Raw genomic sequence first — 17,183 nt, forward strand, 5'->3', positions numbered from 1 at the left:
TCAGGCGGAACGATGCACATGCCGGATGGCGGCGTAGCGCCTTATCCGGCCTGCGCTCTCGTGCAACACCTGTATAAAACACCAGCTTCTTTATCCAAACCAGGCTATAATCAAGCCTGGTTTTTTGTCGATGAGAACGCGCGTGACGCAGCCACAATCCGGTTTTCTGTTAACCCGTCACTGGCGGGACACGCCTCTGGGCACCGAGCTAACCTTCTGGTTGGCGACCGATGGCGGCCCGCTGTCGGTTACCTTGCCACCGCAGGAATCGGTAGCATTTATCCCCGAAGCCCAGCGCGCGCAGGTTGAACGGTTGCTTCAGGGCGAAAGCGGCCTGCGCCTTGCCCCACTCGCGCTCAAAGATTTTCACCGCCAGCCGGTTTTCGGCCTCTACTGCCGCGGCCATCGCCAGCTGATGAAACTGGAAAAAGTGCTGTGTGAAAACGGCATCACCGTTTACGAAGCCGATATTCGTCCACCGGAACGTTTCCTGATGGAGCGGTTTATCACCGCGCCGGTGTGGGTGGAAGGGGAACCCACCGCCGCAGGGCTTCGCAACGCGCGCATGAAGCCTAACCCCGACTATCGTCCGCCGCTAAAATGGGTGTCGCTGGATATCGAAACCAGCCGCCACGGCGAACTGTACTGCATTGGTCTGGAAGGCTGCGGCCAGCGCACCGTCTATATGCTCGGCACCCCACCCGAGCAGACGCCGCAGGTCGATTTTCACCTGGAGTACGTCGCCAGCCGACCGCTGCTGCTGGAAAAACTCAATGCCTGGTTCGCCGAGCACGACCCGGACGTGCTGATCGGCTGGAACGTGGTGCAGTTCGACCTGCGCGTGCTGCAAAAAAGCGCCGAGCGCTACCGGGTACCGCTGCGGCTTGGGCGCGGCGGCAGCGAGCTGGAGTGGCGCGAGCACGGTTTCAAGAACGGTATATTCTTCGCTCAGGCCGCCGGGCGGCTCATTATCGACGGCATTGAAGCGCTTAAGTCCGCCTTCTGGAACTTCACCTCGTTTTCGCTGGAGAACGTCGCCCGCGAGCTGCTGGGCGAAGGTAAGGCGATTGACAATCCATGGGACAGGATGGATGAAATTGACCGCCGTTTCGCCGAAGATAAGCCCGCGCTGGCCACCTATAACCTCAAAGACTGTGAGCTGGTCACCCGCATCTTCCACAAAACCGAAATCATGCCGTTCTTACTGGAACGCGCCACGGTCAACGGTCTGGCGGTTGACCGCCACGGCGGCTCGGTAGCGGCCTTCAGCCATCTCTATTTTCCGCGCATGCATCGTCTGGGCTACGTGGCACCCAACCTCGGCGAAGTCCCGCCGCAGGCCAGCCCCGGCGGCTACGTCATGGACTCCCGCCCCGGGCTGTACGACTCCGTTCTGGTACTCGACTACAAAAGCCTGTATCCATCGATCATCCGCTCTTTCCTGATCGATCCGGTCGGCCTGATTGAAGGGATGGCGCACCCGGATGCGGTGCACAGCACTGAAGGCTTCCTCGACGCCTGGTTCTCACGCGAGAAACACTGTCTGCCGGGGATCGTCAGCCAGATCTGGCACGCCCGCGACGAAGCCAAGCGCCATAAAAACAAACCGCTGTCGCAGGCGCTAAAGATTATCATGAACGCCTTTTATGGCGTGCTCGGCACCAGCGCCTGCCGCTTTTTCGATCCTCGTCTGGCGTCATCGATCACCATGCGTGGCCATGCGATCATGCGTCAGACCAAAGCGCTGATTGAATCGCAGGGCTACGACGTGATTTACGGCGATACCGACTCCACCTTCGTCTGGCTTAAACGCGCCCACGGTGAAGAAGAGGCCGCGACGATTGGCCGTGAGCTGGTGGCGTTTGTCAACCAGTGGTGGGCCGATGAACTGCAAAAAAGCGGCCTGACCAGCGCGCTGGAGCTGGAGTTTGAAACCCACTTCTGCCGCTTCCTGATGCCGACCATTCGCGGTGCCGATACCGGCAGCAAGAAGCGCTATGCCGGGATGATTCAGGACGGTGACGAGCAGCGAATGCTCTATAAAGGGCTGGAGACCGTACGCACCGACTGGACGCCGCTGGCGCAGCAGTTCCAGCAGGCGCTGTATCTGCGCATCTTCCGCAACGAACCCTATCGGGATTTCATCCTCGAAACCATTGATAAGCTGATGGCCGGCGAGCTGGACGAACAGCTGGTGTATCGTAAGCAGCTGCGCCGCCCGCTGGCGGAGTACCAGCGCAACGTGCCGCCGCACGTGCGCGCCGCGCGGCTGGCCGATGAACAGAACGTGCGGTTAGGGCGTCCGCAACAGTACCAGCAGCGCGGCAGCATCCGCTACGTCTGGACCACCAACGGCCCGGAGCCGCTGGCGTATCAGCAGTCGCCGCTGGATTACGACCACTATCTCACCAAACAACTGGCCCCCGTCGCCGAAGGAATTCTCCCCTTTGTCGACGATGATTTTGCTACAATAGTGACGGGGCAACTGGGGTTGTTTTGACAGGTGACTAACGTCCCGCCATCCAGTACCATAGCGCCCTTTCCATTCCTGGACCAAATTCACTCGCCGCCTCCTCTCAGGTGGTGGCTGAATATTGCCTGCAATTTATTAAAGATAGAGCCGAACACATATGCCTTTTACACTTGGTCAACGCTGGATCAGCGATACAGAAAGCGAACTGGGACTTGGTACTGTTGTTGCAATGGATGCACGCACCGTCACCCTGCTCTTTCCGGCAACCGGAGAGAACCGTCTGTACGCCCGAAGCGACTCCCCCGTGACCCGCGTCATGTTCAATCCCGGCGACACGATCACAAGCCATGAAGGCTGGCAGTTGCTCGTTGATGAAGTTAAAGAAGAAAATGGACTGTTGGCCTATATCGGTACGCGCCAGGACACCGAAGAAGCCAACGTCATGCTGCGCGAAGTGCTGCTCGACAGCAAGCTGGTGTTCAGCAAGCCGCAGGACCGCCTGTTTGCCGGGCAAATCGACCGTATGGACCGCTTTGCTCTGCGCTACCGCGCGCGGAAATACCAGAGCGAACAATACCGTATGCCGTGGAGCGGCCTGCGCGGCCAGCGCACCAGCCTGATTCCGCACCAGCTCAACATCGCACACGACGTTGGCCGCCGCCACGCGCCGCGCGTCCTGCTGGCGGACGAAGTCGGCTTGGGCAAAACCATTGAAGCCGGGATGATTCTGCACCAGCAGTTGCTCTCCGGCGCCGCGCAGCGCGTGCTGATTATCGTTCCGGAAACCCTTCAGCATCAGTGGCTGGTTGAGATGCTGCGCCGTTTCAACCTGCGCTTCGCCCTGTTCGATGACGAGCGCTACGCCGAAGCCCAGCACGACGCCTACAACCCGTTTGAAACCGAACAGCTGGTGATCTGCTCGCTGGACTTCGTGCGCCGCAACAAGCAGCGTCTGGAGCACCTGTGCGACGCCGAATGGGATCTGATGGTGGTCGATGAAGCTCACCACCTGGTATGGAGCGAAGACGCGCCAAGCCGCGAATACCTGGCCATTGAAGAGCTGGCCGAGCGCGTGCCTGGCGTGCTGCTGCTGACCGCGACGCCTGAGCAGTTGGGAATGGAAAGCCACTTCGCGCGTTTACGCCTGCTTGACCCGAATCGCTTCCACGACTTCGAGCAGTTCGTTGAAGAACAGAAAAACTACCGCCCGGTCGCCGACGCCGTCGCGCTGCTGCTGGCGGGCAACAAGCTGAGCAATGAAGAGCTGAACATGCTCGGCGAGCTGATTGGCGAGCAGGATATCGAAGCGCTGCTGCAAACCGCCAACAGCGATCGCGAAGGCTCCGAAGCCGCGCGTCAGGAACTTATCAGCATGCTGATGGACCGCCACGGCACCAGCCGCGTGCTGTTCCGTAACACCCGTAACGGCGTGAAGGGCTTCCCGAAACGCGAGCTGCACACCATTAAGCTGCCGCTGCCGGCGCAGTATCAAACCGCCATTAAGGTATCCGGCATTATGGGTGCCCGTAAGAGCGCCGAAGAGCGCGCCCGCGATATGCTCTATCCGGAACAGATTTATCAAGAATTTGAAGGCGATACCGGTACCTGGTGGAACTTCGACCCACGCGTTGAGTGGCTGATGGGCTACCTGACCAGCCACCGCTCGCAGAAAGTGTTGGTGATCTGCGCCAAAGCCGCCACCGCGCTACAGCTGGAGCAGGTGCTGCGCGAGCGTGAAGGCATCCGCGCCGCCGTGTTCCACGAAGGCATGTCCATTATTGAACGCGACCGCGCCGCCGCCTGGTTTGGTGAAGAAGACAGCGGCGCGCAGGTGCTGCTGTGCTCGGAAATCGGCTCCGAAGGGCGTAACTTCCAGTTCGCCAGCAACCTGGTGATGTTTGACCTGCCGTTCAACCCGGACCTGCTGGAGCAGCGAATTGGCCGTCTTGACCGTATTGGCCAGGCGCACGATATTCAGATCCACGTGCCTTACTTAGAAAAAACCGCGCAGTCCGTGCTGGTGCGCTGGTACCACGAAGGCCTGGACGCGTTCGAACACACCTGCCCGACCGGCCGTACCATCTACGACAGCGTCCACGACCAGCTGATTACCTATCTGGCCGCGCCGGAAACCACCGACGGTTTTGACGATCTGATTAAAGCCAGCCGCGAGCAGCACGACACGCTGAAGGCGCAGCTGGAGCAGGGCCGCGACCGTCTGTTGGAAATCCACTCCAACGGCGGCGAAAAAGCGCAGAAGCTGGCAGAAAGCATTGAAGAGCAGGATGACGATACCAACCTGATCGCCTTCGCCATGAACCTGTTCGATATCGTCGGTATTAACCAGGACGATCGCGGCGAAAACCTGATCGTACTGACGCCGTCCGACCATATGCTGGTGCCGGACTTCCCGGGTCTGCCGGAAGACGGCTGTACCGTGACCTTTGAGCGTGACGTCGCGCTGTCCCGTGAAGATGCGCAGTTCCTGACCTGGGAACATCCGCTGATTCACAATGGTCTGGATCTGATCCTTTCCGGCGACACCGGCAGCAGCACCCTTTCGCTGCTGAAAAACAAGGCGCTGCCGGTCGGTACGCTGCTGCTGGAGCTGATTTACGTGGTTGAAGCCAACGCCCCGAAACAGCTGCAGCTCAACCGCTTCCTGCCGCCGACGCCGGTGCGTATGCTGCTGGATAAGAACGGCACCAACCTTGCCGCCCAGGTCGAGTTTGAGACCTTCAACCGCCAGCTCAGCGCGGTGAATCGCCACACCGGCAGCAAGCTGGTGAACGCGGTGCAGCAGGACGTACACGCCATTCTGCAAAAAGGTGAAACGCAGATTGAGAAAGCGGCGCAGGCGCTGATTGCCGCAGCACGCGAAGAGGCCGACGAGAAGCTCAGCGCCGAGCTGTCGCGTCTGGAAGCGCTGAAAGCGGTGAACCCGAACATCCGCGACGACGAGCTTTCCGCCATTGAAAGCAACCGTCAGCAGGTGATGGAAAGCCTGTCACAAGCGGGCTGGCGTCTGGACGCGCTGCGTCTTATCGTCGTCACTCACCAGTAACAGGAGCCCGTCATGGGAATGGAAAACTACCATCCGCCGCAGGATCCGTGGCTGGTTATCCTCTATCAGGATGAGCACATCATGGTGGTCAACAAGCCAAGCGGCCTGTTGTCCGTACCGGGTCGTCTTGAGGAGCATAAAGACAGCATCATGACCCGCGTGCAGCGCGACTATCCCCAGGCGGAGTCCGTACACCGCCTGGATATGGCGACCAGCGGCGTGATTGTAGTGGCCCTGACCAAAGCCGCGGAACGGGAGCTCAAGCGCCAGTTCCGCGAACGCGAGCCGAAAAAACAGTACGTGGCCCGCGTGTGGGGGCATCCGCAACCTGCGGAGGGGCTGGTGGATTTACCGCTGATTTGTGACTGGCCGAACCGGCCAAAGCAGAAAGTGTGTTATGAAACCGGCAAGGCCGCGCAAACGGAATATGAAGTGCTGGAATATGCGGCGGATAACACGGCGCGGGTGAAGCTTCAACCGATTACCGGACGCTCGCACCAGCTACGCGTGCATATGCTGGCGCTGGGCCACCCGATTCTCGGCGACCGCTTTTATGCGCACGATGAAGCGCTGGCGATGGCGTCGCGTTTGCAGCTGCATGCGGAGACGTTGACCATTACCCACCCGCAGTTTGGTAATAGCATGACGTTTAAGGCGCCGGTGGATTTTTAAGACCGCGCGCGATAGTGCCGGGGGCGCTGCGCTTGCCCGGCCTACCACATCCTGTAGGCCGGATGAGATGCGTAAGCATCGCCATCCGGCAATTCACAACACCTTACTTAAACCCTTTCTGCTCTTTAATCAGCTCGTACGCTTTCTGAATTTCCTGCGCTTTTTGCTTCGCCATCTCCATCATCTCCGGCGGCAGCCCTTTCGCCACCAGCTTATCCGGGTGATGTTCGCTCATTAATTTACGGTATGCGCGTTTGATGGTTGTCGCGTCATCGCCTGGCTTCACGCCCAGCACGTTGCAGGCATCTTCCAGCGTTGGCCCGCGCTGTGCCTGCTGCCAGCCGCCGCCGTGACCGCCCTGCGACTGCTGCTGATAGCCGCCGCCAAACTGCGCGCCGCCCTGCATCATGCGCAGGAACTGATCGAACTGGGCACGGGAGATACCCAGCTCTTCGGCAATCACGTACAGCACATCGCGCTCGTTCGGGTGCAGAGAACCGTCGGCAAACGCCGCCTGAATCTGAATTTCAAGAAACATCCGAATCAGATCGGAACGCCCGAAGCAGACGCTGCGGAACTGACGCATCTTCTCGCGCAGCGGGTAGCTGTCCGCCTTGCCGACGCGGAACGCCTGCTGCGCCGCCGTGCGCGACTCGCCGTGCAGATTCATCCGGTCCATAAACAGACTGGCGATATGAATATCCGCTTCCGTCACGCGCCCTTTCGATTTGGTCAGGTGGCCCATCACTTCAAACGTGGTCGCAAAAAACAGCGACTGACGTTGCTGTTGGTTGGCAAACCAGTTCACGCGACGGCTACGTGCCTTGTCAAACATGTGGCCTACGAGCAGCCCGAGGACGACGCCCCAGAAGCCGCCGCCCATCATCAGGGCAACCGCCACACCAATCACTTTTCCCCAATACTGCATATACTCCCCAAATCGTCATGCCAGCGGCTAAAATATGCATTATCATACCTGTCATTCAATGCCATGCATAACACCTCTGGCGAGAACGGGCAGGATAAAACTAGCGTCATAACGATGAGTACGTTAGTCTCTGACCGTTTGCATGCCGCAATGCTATAGATGACGGAACAACAAATACAACGTATGAAAAAACGTATTCCCACTCTCCTCGCGACCATGATCGCCAGCGCCTTGTACAGTCAGCAAGGAATGGCAGCCGATCTCGCCTCACAATGTATGCTTGGCGTGCCGAGTTACGATCGCCCATTGGTCAGCGGCCCGGCTAACGAACAGCCCGTCACGATTACGGCCGATCACGCCGACGGCAACTACCCGGATAACGCCGTCTTTAAAGGCAATGTCGATATTAATCAGGGTAACAGCCGCCTGCAGGCGGATGAAGTTCAGCTGCATCAAAAGCAGCCTGAGGGCGTCGCCGTACCGGTGCGCACCGTCGATGCGCTTGGCAACGTCCACTATGACGATAATCAGGTGATTCTGAAAGGCCCCAAAGCGTGGTCAAACCTGAATACCAAAGATACCAACGTCTGGGAAGGTGACTACCAGATGGTCGGCCGCCAGGGCCGCGGCACCGCTGACGTCATGAAACAGCGCGGCGAAAACCGTTACACCATTCTCGAAAACGGCACCTTCACCTCCTGTCTGCCGGGGTCCAACACCTGGAGCGTCGTCGGTAGCGAGGTTATCCACGACCGCGAAGAGCAGGTTGCGGAAATCTGGAATGCCCGCTTCAAAATTGGCCCGGTACCGGTGTTCTACAGCCCGTATCTGCAGCTGCCGGTCGGCGATAAGCGCCGTTCAGGCTTCCTGATCCCGAACGCCAAATACGGCAGCTCCAACGGCTTCGAATTCACGCTGCCGTACTACTGGAACATCGCGCCAAACATGGACGCCACCATCACGCCGCACTATATGGATAAGCGCGGCGGCGTCATGTGGGAAAACGAATTCCGCTATCTGACTCAGGCGGGTACCGGCCTGTTCGAGCTGGACTATCTGCCTTCCGACAGCGTCTACTCTAACGATCACCCGACGGACGATAACAGCCGCCGTTGGCTGTTCTACTGGCGTCATGCCGGGGTAATGGATCAGGTGTGGCGTTTCAACGCCGACGTCACCAAGGTCAGCGACCCGGACTACTTTAACGACTTTTCCTCCAAGTACGGTTCCAGTACCGACGGCTACGCCACGCAGAAGCTGAGCGTGGGCTACGCGGTGCAGAACTTCGATGCCACCGTGTCAACCAAGCAGTTCCAGGTCTTCGACCGCAGCAACAGCAACTCCTATTCCGCTGAACCGCAGCTGGACGTTAACGTCTACCAGAACGACGTGGGGCCGTTTGATACCCGCCTCTACGCGCAGGCGGTGAAATTCGTTAACAGCAACGGCAGCCTGCCGGAAGCGACGCGCGTTCACCTCGAGCCAACCATCAATCTGCCGCTGGGCAACCGCTGGGGCAGCCTGAACACCGAAGCCAAGCTACTGGCCACGCACTACAACCAGACCAATATCGACGACTACAATAGCGACAGCAGCCATAACCAGCTGGCGAGCTCCGTCAGCCGCACCATGCCGCAGCTGAAAGTCGACGGTAAGATGGTGTTCGAGCGCGATATGGTGCTGAGCCCGGGCTACACCCAGACGCTGGAACCGCGCGTTCAGTATCTGTACGTCCCGTATCGTGACCAGAGCAAAATCAACAACTACGACTCCACGCTGCTGCAGTCTGACTACTCCGGCCTGTTCCGCGATCGCACCTACAGCGGCCTCGACCGTATTGCCTCTGCAAACCAGATCACGACCGGCGTCACATCGCGCATTTATGATGACGCCGCCGTTGAACGTTTTAACGTTTCTGTTGGTCAAATCTACTATTTCACCGAGTCTCGCACCGGTGATGACAACATTAACTGGGAGAAAGACAACAAAACCGGTTCACTGGTATGGGCAGGCGACACCTACTGGCGCATCAGCAACAAGTGGGGCCTGCGCGGCGGTATTCAGTACGATACGCGTCTGAACAACATCGCCACCAGCAGCTCGGCCATTGAGTATCGCCAGGACGACGAACGTCTGGTACAGCTGACCTATCGCTATGCCAGCCCGGAATATATCCAGGCGACGCTGCCGACCTACTCCACCGCCGAGCAGTACCGTAACGGTATCTCGCAGGTGGGGGCGACGGCCAGTTGGCCAATCGTCGATCGCTGGTCCGTTGTCGGTGCCTATTACTTTGACACCAACACGCATAATCCGGCCGATCAGATGCTGGGCGTGCAGTACAACTCCTGCTGCTACGCCATCCGCGTGGGCTATGAGCGTAAACTCAACGGTTGGGATTACAACAATGGCGGCACCGGCGGGCAGTCCAAGTATGACAACTCCATCGGCTTCAGTATTGAGCTGCGTGGTCTGAGCTCTAACTACGGTCTGGGCACCCAGCAGATGCTGCGTTCCAACATTATGCCGTACCAAAGCTCACTGTAAGGTAACGAGTTAGACACATCATCCGCATTGCGGTTAATTGAAATGGAAAAAGTATGAAGAACTGGAAAACGCTGCTTCTCGGTATCGCCTTAGTTGCGAATACCAGCTTCGCTGCCCCGCAGGTTGTCGATAAAGTAGCAGCCGTCGTAAATAATGGCGTTGTCCTCGAGAGCGACGTCGATGGCCTTATGCAGTCCGTTAAGATGAACTCTGGCCAGGCTGGCCAGCAGTTGCCGGATGATGCGACCCTTCGTCACCAGATCCTGGAACGTCTGATCATGGATCAGATTATCCTGCAGATGGGGCAAAAAATGGGCGTCAAAATCTCCGACGAGCAGCTCGATCAGGCTATCGCCAACATCGCTAAACAGAACAACATGACGCTGGATCAAATGCGCAGCCGTCTGGCCTACGATGGGATGAACTACAACACCTACCGTAACCAGATCCGTAAAGAGATGCTGATCTCCGAAGTGCGTAATAACGAAGTGCGTCGCCGCATCACCGTGCTGCCGCAGGAAGTGGACGCGCTGGCAAACCAGATTGGCACCCAGAACGACGCCAGCACCGAGCTGAACCTCAGCCACATCCTGGTGCCGCTGCCGGAAAACCCGACCTCCGATCAGGTGAATGAAGCGCAGAGCCAGGCTGAATCCATCGTCGACCAGGCCCGTAAAGGCGCCGACTTCGGCAAACTGGCTATCACCTATTCCGCTGACCAGCAGGCGCTGAAAGGCGGCCAGATGGGCTGGGGGCGTATTCAGGAGCTGCCGGCTATCTTTGCCCAGGCGCTGAGCACGGCGAAAAAAGGCGATATCGTCGGGCCGATCCGTTCCGGCGTAGGCTTCCACATTCTGAAAATCAACGACATGCGCGGCCAGTCTCAGAGCATTTCTGTGACCGAAACCCACGCTCGCCACATTCTGCTCAAGCCGTCGCCGGTCATGACCGACGATCAGGCCCGCGCGAAGCTGGAACAGGTTGCAGCGGATATCCGCAGCGGCAAAACCACCTTCGAGAAAGCGGCGCGTGAGCTGTCTCAGGATCCAGGTTCTGCGAACCAGGGCGGTGACTTAGGCTGGGCGACGCCGGACATCTACGATCCGACATTCCGCGATGCGCTGATGAAGCTGAACAAGGGCCAGATTAGCGCCCCGATTCACTCCTCCTTTGGCTGGCACCTGATTCAGCTGCTGGATACGCGCAACGTTGACCGTACCGATGCGGCGCAGAAAGACCGCGCTTATCGTATGCTGATGAACCGTAAGTTCTCTGAAGAAGCGGCTACCTGGATGCAGGAACAGCGCGCCAGCGCCTACGTGAAAATTCTGAGCAACTAATGACTCAACACCGTGTCGTTATCACTCCCGGCGAACCCGCCGGGATTGGTCCGGATCTCGTGATCCAACTGGCCCAGCGCGATTGGCCGCTTGAACTGGTCGTCTGCGCTGATGCCAGCCTGCTTACCGAGCGGGCGAAACTTCTTGGTCTTCCCCTCACGCTTCTCCCCTACGTTTCCGAACAGCCAGCGCAGCCGCAACGTGCCGGTACGCTAACGCTGCTGCCCGTTGCGCTCAACGCGCCGGTCACGCCTGGCATGTTAAACGTGGAGAACGGGCGCTACGTCGTTGAGACGCTGGCGCGCGCCTGCGACGGCAGTCTGAGCGGTGAATTTGCCGCACTGGTCACCGGGCCGGTGCACAAAGGCATTATTAACGACGCCGGCATTCCGTTTACCGGGCATACCGAATTCTTTGAAGAACGTTCGGGCGCGGCGAAAGTGGTGATGATGCTGGCAACGGAAGAACTGCGCGTGGCGCTGGCGACAACGCACCTGCCGCTGAAGGCGGTCAGCGATGCCATTACGCCGGATCTGCTGCGAGAAGTGATCACCATTCTGCACGATGATTTGCAGAACAAGTTCGGCCTTGCCGAACCGCACGTCCTGGTCTGCGGCCTGAACCCCCACGCGGGCGAAGGCGGCCATATGGGCACGGAAGAGATCGATACGCTTATTCCCGTACTGGAAGAAATGCGGAAAAAGGGCATGAACCTCAGCGGGCCGCTGCCTGCCGACACCCTTTTTCAGCCGAAGTATCTTGACCATGCCGATGCGGTGCTGGCAATGTACCACGATCAGGGCCTTCCCGTGCTAAAATACCAGGGCTTTGGCCGCGGCGTGAACATTACGCTCGGTTTACCCTTTATTCGTACCTCCGTTGACCACGGCACCGCCCTTGAACTGGCGGGGCTTGGCAAAGCGGACGTCGGCAGTTTTATTACGGCGCTTAACCTCGCCATCAAAATGATTGTTAACTCTAATGAATAATCGAGTCCATCAGGGCCACTTAGCCCGTAAACGCTTCGGGCAAAACTTTCTCAACGATCAATTCGTGATCGACAGCATCGTTGCGGCCATTAACCCGCAAAAAGGCCAGGCCATGGTTGAAATCGGCCCGGGTCTTGCCGCGCTGACCGAACCGGTTGGCGAACGCCTGGACGAACTGACCGTGATCGAGCTTGACCGCGATCTGGCCGCACGTCTGAAAACGCACCCGTTCCTGGGGCCAAAGCTGACGATTTATCAGCAGGACGCCATGACCATGAACTTCGGCGAGCTTTCCCAGACGCTGGGTCAGCCGCTGCGCGTGTTCGGCAACCTGCCGTACAACATCTCTACGCCGCTGATGTTCCATCTGTTTAGCTATACTAATGCCATTGCAGACATGCACTTCATGCTGCAAAAAGAGGTGGTTAACCGTCTGGTTGCCGGGCCGAACAGTAAAGCCTATGGCCGTCTGAGCGTCATGGCGCAGTATTACTGTAACGTGATCCCGGTTCTTGAAGTGCCGCCGAGCGCTTTCACGCCGCCGCCTAAAGTGGATTCCGCCGTCGTACGCCTGGTGCCGCACAGCACGCCACCGTACCCGGTGAAAGACGTCCGCGTCCTGAGTCGAATTACGACCGAAGCGTTCAACCAGCGTCGTAAGACCGTCCGCAACAGCCTTGGCAACCTGTTCAGCGTTGAGGTGTTGACGGAACTGGGCATCGACCCGGCGATGCGGGCAGAAAATATCTCTGTTGCGCAGTACTGCCGGATGGCCAACTATCTGTCAGAAAATGCGCCCTCGAAGGAGAGCTAAACCATGATTAATTCGCCACGAGTTTGCGTCCAGGTACAGAGCGTCTACATTGAGACGCACTCCCAGCCGGAAGAAGAGCGTTACGTCTTCGCCTACACGGTCACCATTCGCAATCTCGGGCGAAGCGCGGTTCAGCTTCTGGGCCGTTACTGGCTCATCACCAACGGTAACGGCCGCGAAACCGAAGTGCAGGGCGAGGGTGTGGTTGGCGTACAGCCGCACATCGAGCCCGGCGAAGAATATCAGTACACCAGCGGCGCCGTACTGGAAACCCCATTGGGCACCATGCAGGGCCACTACGACATGGTCGATGTCGACGGCGTACCGTTCTCCATCGACATTCCCGTTTTCCGTCTCTTTGTTCCCACGCTGATTCATTAATCATGTCTACATACCTTATTGGCGACGTTCACGGTTGCTACGATGAATTGATCGCTCTTTTACAGCAGGTGGCGTTTACGCCGGGCAAAGATACGCTGTGGCTCACGGGCGACCTGGTTGCTCGCGGTCCCGGCTCGCTGGAGGTGCTGCGCTACGTCAGATCGCTGGGCGATAGCGTCAAAGTGGTGCTGGGAAACCATGACCTGCATCTGCTGGCGGTGTTTGCCGGCATCAGCCGCAATAAGCCCAAAGACCGCCTGAGCCCGCTGCTGGAAGCACCGGACGCCGACGATCTGCTTAACTGGCTGCGTCGCCAGCCGCTGATGCAGGTGGATGAAGAGAAAAAGCTGGTGATGGCCCATGCGGGCGTCACTCCGCAGTGGGATATCGAAACGGCAAAACAGTGCGCACGCGACGTCGAAGCCGTGCTGTCGAGCGACTCCTACCCCTTCTTTCTTGACGCCATGTACGGCGACATGCCGAATAACTGGTCGCGCGAGCTGAGCGGCCTGGCGCGTCTGCGCTTTATTACTAACGCCTTCACCCGCATGCGCTACTGTTTCCCGAACGGCCAGCTGGATATGTACAGCAAAGAGTCGCCGGAAAACGTGCCCGCCCCGCTGAAGCCCTGGTTTATGCTGCCGGGGCCGATTACCGACGAGTACAGCGTGGCGTTTGGCCACTGGGCTTCGCTGGAAGGGAAAGGTACGCCGGAAAATATCTACGCGCTGGATACCGGCTGCTGCTGGGGTGGCGATCTCACCTGCCTGCGCTGGGAAGACAAAACGTATTTTGTACAGCCGTCGAACCGTAAACTGGCCCCGGGCGAGAGCGAGGCGGTGGCTTCGTAGTTTGGCGCATCCCCATTGAAAAATAAAAAACGCCGGCGTTTCACTCGGCGTTTTTTATTTTAGTGGCCCGGCCAGCAAAGCGCCGCCGGGAAAGGCTCGGTCTTAGCGCCGCTCAAGCACCTCAAAGCAGTAGCTATGAGAATTCTGCTCATCGGCATCGTGGAACTCGCTGAACACCGACTCCCACTGATCCGGATCGTAATCCGGGAAATGGGTGTCGCCTTCCACTTCCGCATCAATATGCGTCAGGTACAGCTTCTGCGCCTTCGGCAGGAACTGTTCGTATACGCGGCCACCGCCAATCACCATAATCTCTTCCGCGTCACCGCAGGCGGCAATCGCTTCATCAACCGATTTCACCCACTGCACGCGATCGTCTGTACCGGGCTGGCTGCTGATAACAATGTTCTTACGTCCCGGCAGCGGGCGACCGATGGATTCCCAGGTCAGACGGCCCATAACGACAGGTTTGTTTAACGTATTGCGTTTAAACCAAGCCAGATCGGCCGGCAGGTCCCATGGCATGGCGTTTTCCATACCGATGACGCGATCGACCGCAAGCGCAGCAATCAGACTGATCATTGAGTGTATCCCAGATGCGAAAAAAATTGTCGCCACTATACGGAAAGCTTAATCTTTCGTCGACTGGCAGCCAGGTAAAGAATAAGAAAATTTTCAGATTTGCTGGCAAGTCCACGAAGGCAAAGTGGACAGCCAGCATTACACCTACGAAGCCGTTACAGCGTCGGCTTTACTTCCGGCTCATCTTCAGGGTTGCCGCTGTGCTTCCCTTCTTCCGTGCCCTGCCAGCCGTGGCGTTGAATGACCGACAAATGGTTGCGATCTTCGTTGATGATTTCAGTCAACATGGCGCTGGTGCGCTTAAACGCCGCCGCCCGCGAGGAGGCATCAATCTCGGCCATCTCCACCATTTCTTCCATCAGCTGAATATTAAAGCGGCGGAACAGATCGGCACGCTCGCGCGCTTCATATGCCCCCAGCCCCAGCGACTCCAGCGCCTGACGCCCGGACTTCAGCGCCGCTTCGAAGGTTTCGCGCTCCGGTGCGCTGACGCCAGCCTGACGCAGCTTGATATAGTGCTCAACGTCACGGGCGCGGGCGATAAGGGTCAGGTTCGGGAAATGCTCTTTCACCAGCTCGGTCAGCGCCAGGCTGGCCTGCGGATCGTCAATGGCGTTAATCAGCACCTCAGCTTTTTCCGCCCCGGCGGATTCCAGCAGATCGGCTCGCGTGGCATCGCCATAAAACACCTTCATGTCGAATTTACGCAGCGTGTCGACGTGATCCGGGTCGTGGTCGAGGACCACCATTTTCACACCGCTGGACAGCAGCAGACGCCCGGCAATCTGACCGAAGCGGCCAAAGCCGGCAATAATCACCCGCGGCTGTTCTTCATCAATTTCATCCGCTTCCCGCGCGTCGCCGGTGCTGGCGCGTTTTTCCAGCCGCGTCAGCAGTACCAGCAGCACCGGCGTTACCGCCATCGATAGCGCTACCGCCAGCGTCAGCGCCTTCGCCCAATCGGCATCCAGCACGTTCGCCATCTGCGCCGCACCAAAGACCACGAAGGCAAATTCACTGCCCTGCCCCAGCAGCGCCGCAAACCACAGACGCTGCGAGCGCGGTACCTGGAGTGGTTTGGCAATCAGCCACAGCAGCACCGATTTAATCACCAGGAAGCCCACCAGCAGCGTGATGATACGCAGCGGGTGATGAATGAGGGTGCCAAAATCGATCGACATCCCGACGCCGATAAAGAACAGCCCCAGCAGCAGCCCTTTAAACGGCTCAATATCGCTTTCCAGCGCATGGCGGTACTCAGAACTCGCCAGCAGCACGCCGGCCAGAAATGCCCCCATCGCCATCGAAAGACCAACTTCTTCCAGCAGCAAACCGAAGCCAAACACCAGGAACAGGGCCACGGCGCTGAACACTTCGCGCAGACCCGAGCGCGCAACAAAGCGCAGCAGCGGGCGCGTCACATAGCGTCCTAACACCACCACCAATACCAACGCACCGGCCACTTTCAGCGCTGAAAACGCAAACGCGCCGAGGGTCGTCGAGCCGCCGCTGCTGGCCAGCAACGGAATCATTGCCACCAGCGGAATGGCCGCAATATCCTGGAACAACAGCACCGCGAACGCACTGCGCCCGACCTGGGTCACCGTCAGATTACGTTCATTCATCGCCTGCATGGCGATAGCGGTCGAAGAGAGCGCCAGCGTCATGCCAATCAGCTCCGCCACCTGCCAGCGCAGGCCGAGGAAAATGCAGAACACGCCAATCAGCGCCCCGCACAGCACCATTTGCAGCAGTCCGCCGCCAAATACCGAGACGCGCAGCTTCCATAGCCGCTGCGGGTCCAGCTCCAGGCCAATGACGAACAGCATCAGCACCACGCCAATTTCGGCGAAATGCAGAATGGCTTCCGCATCGGTCACCAGACGCAGCCCCCACGGGCCTATAATGCAGCCCGCGATCAGGTAACCGAGCACCGAACCCAACCCCAAACGTACGGCAATCGGCACAATCAGCGCCGCCGATCCCAGGTAGATCAGCGCATGTATGAGCGTATGGCTATCCATTGTTATGCTCCTCCTGCCAGGCCAAAAGCCGTTGTTTATAGTGACGCGCCTTCGCCTGCAGCGTCTCTTCATCGCAGATAAACGTGCAGTGCACGGCAAACGGCGGCAGCCATTTCATGCCGCAGTAAACGGCGGTAGCCTCCAGCGGCTGACCCAGCACGTCAAAGCCCGGATGTGAACCAATTTCGAAGTGGCTTTCGCCACCGCCGGTCGTTACCGCCCACATCATGTCTTTTCCGTGCAGCGCGGTACCGCCGTGCCCGTAGGCCCAGCCGTGCGCCAGCACTTTATCCAGCCACAGCTTGAGCAGCGGCGGCGTGCTGTACCACTGCATCGGATGTTGCAGAATGACCAGATCGGCACGAGACAGCGCCTCCTGTTCAGCGACAACGTCGATATTAAAATCGGGATAGAGGTGATAAAGAGAGCGAATTTCCACACCGTCGAGCGTCCGCACCTGCTCTAGGGAAGGTGCGAATAAGCAGGTCATTTCTTCCCAAGCTGACTCGCTGATTAAA

At 58.5% G+C, this 17,183-nt stretch carries 13 protein-coding genes; 9 read left to right on the top strand and 4 right to left on the bottom strand.

The window, feature by feature from the left end:
* Positions 1–130 precede the first annotated feature (130 nt).
* From polB to rluA, 3 genes are all read left to right on the top strand, one after another.
* Positions 131–2,500: a DNA polymerase II gene (gene polB / locus V6942_RS14820; protein ID WP_333501405.1), complete on the top strand. Its 2,370-nt coding sequence runs from the start codon at positions 131–133 to the stop codon at positions 2,498–2,500.
* A 130-nt stretch (positions 2,501–2,630) separates the two neighbouring features.
* Positions 2,631–5,537: an RNA polymerase-associated protein RapA gene (gene rapA / locus V6942_RS14825; RefSeq protein WP_106925351.1), complete on the top strand. Its 2,907-nt coding sequence runs from the start codon at positions 2,631–2,633 to the stop codon at positions 5,535–5,537.
* A 12-nt stretch (positions 5,538–5,549) separates the two neighbouring features.
* On the top strand, positions 5,550–6,209 hold the full coding sequence (gene rluA / locus V6942_RS14830; RefSeq protein WP_333501406.1) for a bifunctional tRNA pseudouridine(32) synthase/23S rRNA pseudouridine(746) synthase RluA: 660 nt from the start codon (positions 5,550–5,552) through the stop codon (positions 6,207–6,209).
* Between the two features lie 103 nt (positions 6,210–6,312).
* Here rluA and djlA read toward each other — a convergent pair whose 3' ends face one another.
* The gene (gene djlA / locus V6942_RS14835; RefSeq protein WP_106925347.1) at positions 6,313–7,137 is read right to left on the bottom strand and encodes a co-chaperone DjlA; all 825 of its coding nucleotides are present in this window, start codon (positions 7,135–7,137) and stop codon (positions 6,313–6,315) included.
* Positions 7,138–7,320: 183 nt separating this feature from the next.
* On the opposite strand from djlA, the gene lptD reads away from it, so the two are divergent.
* Genes lptD through apaH form a run of 6 tightly spaced genes read left to right on the top strand, consistent with a single transcriptional unit; the run spans position 7,321 to position 14,059 of the window.
* On the top strand, positions 7,321–9,684 hold the full coding sequence (lptD, locus tag V6942_RS14840; protein ID WP_106925344.1) for an LPS assembly protein LptD: 2,364 nt from the start codon (positions 7,321–7,323) through the stop codon (positions 9,682–9,684).
* 53 nt (positions 9,685–9,737) lie between these two features.
* Complete coding sequence (surA, locus tag V6942_RS14845) at positions 9,738–11,024, top strand: peptidylprolyl isomerase SurA (RefSeq protein WP_106925342.1); 1,287 nt, start codon at positions 9,738–9,740, stop codon at positions 11,022–11,024.
* A complete protein-coding gene (gene pdxA / locus V6942_RS14850; protein ID WP_333501407.1) occupies positions 11,024–12,013 on the top strand; it encodes a 4-hydroxythreonine-4-phosphate dehydrogenase PdxA in 990 nt (329 codons plus the stop codon). Before surA ends, pdxA begins: the two co-directional genes overlap by 1 nt.
* On the top strand, positions 12,006–12,827 hold the full coding sequence (gene rsmA, locus V6942_RS14855) for a 16S rRNA (adenine(1518)-N(6)/adenine(1519)-N(6))-dimethyltransferase RsmA (protein ID WP_106925338.1): 822 nt from the start codon (positions 12,006–12,008) through the stop codon (positions 12,825–12,827). Before pdxA ends, rsmA begins: the two co-directional genes overlap by 8 nt.
* Positions 12,828–12,830: 3 nt before the next feature.
* The gene (gene apaG / locus V6942_RS14860) at positions 12,831–13,208 is read left to right on the top strand and encodes a Co2+/Mg2+ efflux protein ApaG (protein WP_106925336.1); all 378 of its coding nucleotides are present in this window, start codon (positions 12,831–12,833) and stop codon (positions 13,206–13,208) included.
* A gap of 2 nt (positions 13,209–13,210) precedes the next feature.
* Positions 13,211–14,059 carry a bis(5'-nucleosyl)-tetraphosphatase (symmetrical) ApaH gene (gene apaH, locus V6942_RS14865; RefSeq protein WP_106925334.1) on the top strand — a complete coding sequence of 283 codons (849 nt, stop codon included), beginning with the start codon at positions 13,211–13,213 and terminating at the stop codon, positions 14,057–14,059.
* A gap of 102 nt (positions 14,060–14,161) precedes the next feature.
* Here apaH and folA read toward each other — a convergent pair whose 3' ends face one another.
* The 3 genes from folA to kefF all read right to left on the bottom strand — a co-directional run bounded on the left by folA (position 14,162) and on the right by kefF (position 17,155).
* Positions 14,162–14,641 (bottom strand): type 3 dihydrofolate reductase, encoded by a 480-nt coding sequence (gene folA, locus V6942_RS14870; protein WP_182934518.1) that lies wholly within the window; start codon positions 14,639–14,641, stop codon positions 14,162–14,164.
* Between the two features lie 155 nt (positions 14,642–14,796).
* The gene (gene kefC, locus V6942_RS14875; RefSeq protein ID WP_333501408.1) at positions 14,797–16,665 is read right to left on the bottom strand and encodes a glutathione-regulated potassium-efflux system protein KefC; all 1,869 of its coding nucleotides are present in this window, start codon (positions 16,663–16,665) and stop codon (positions 14,797–14,799) included.
* On the bottom strand, positions 16,658–17,155 hold the full coding sequence (gene kefF / locus V6942_RS14880; RefSeq protein ID WP_333501410.1) for a glutathione-regulated potassium-efflux system oxidoreductase KefF: 498 nt from the start codon (positions 17,153–17,155) through the stop codon (positions 16,658–16,660). The genes kefC and kefF overlap by 8 nt, the downstream gene beginning before the upstream one ends.
* Positions 17,156–17,183 lie beyond the last annotated feature (28 nt).

The organism is Kluyvera genomosp. 2 (assembly GCF_036759865.1).
GTDB classification, from domain to species: Bacteria; Pseudomonadota; Gammaproteobacteria; order Enterobacterales; family Enterobacteriaceae; genus Kluyvera; species Kluyvera ascorbata_B.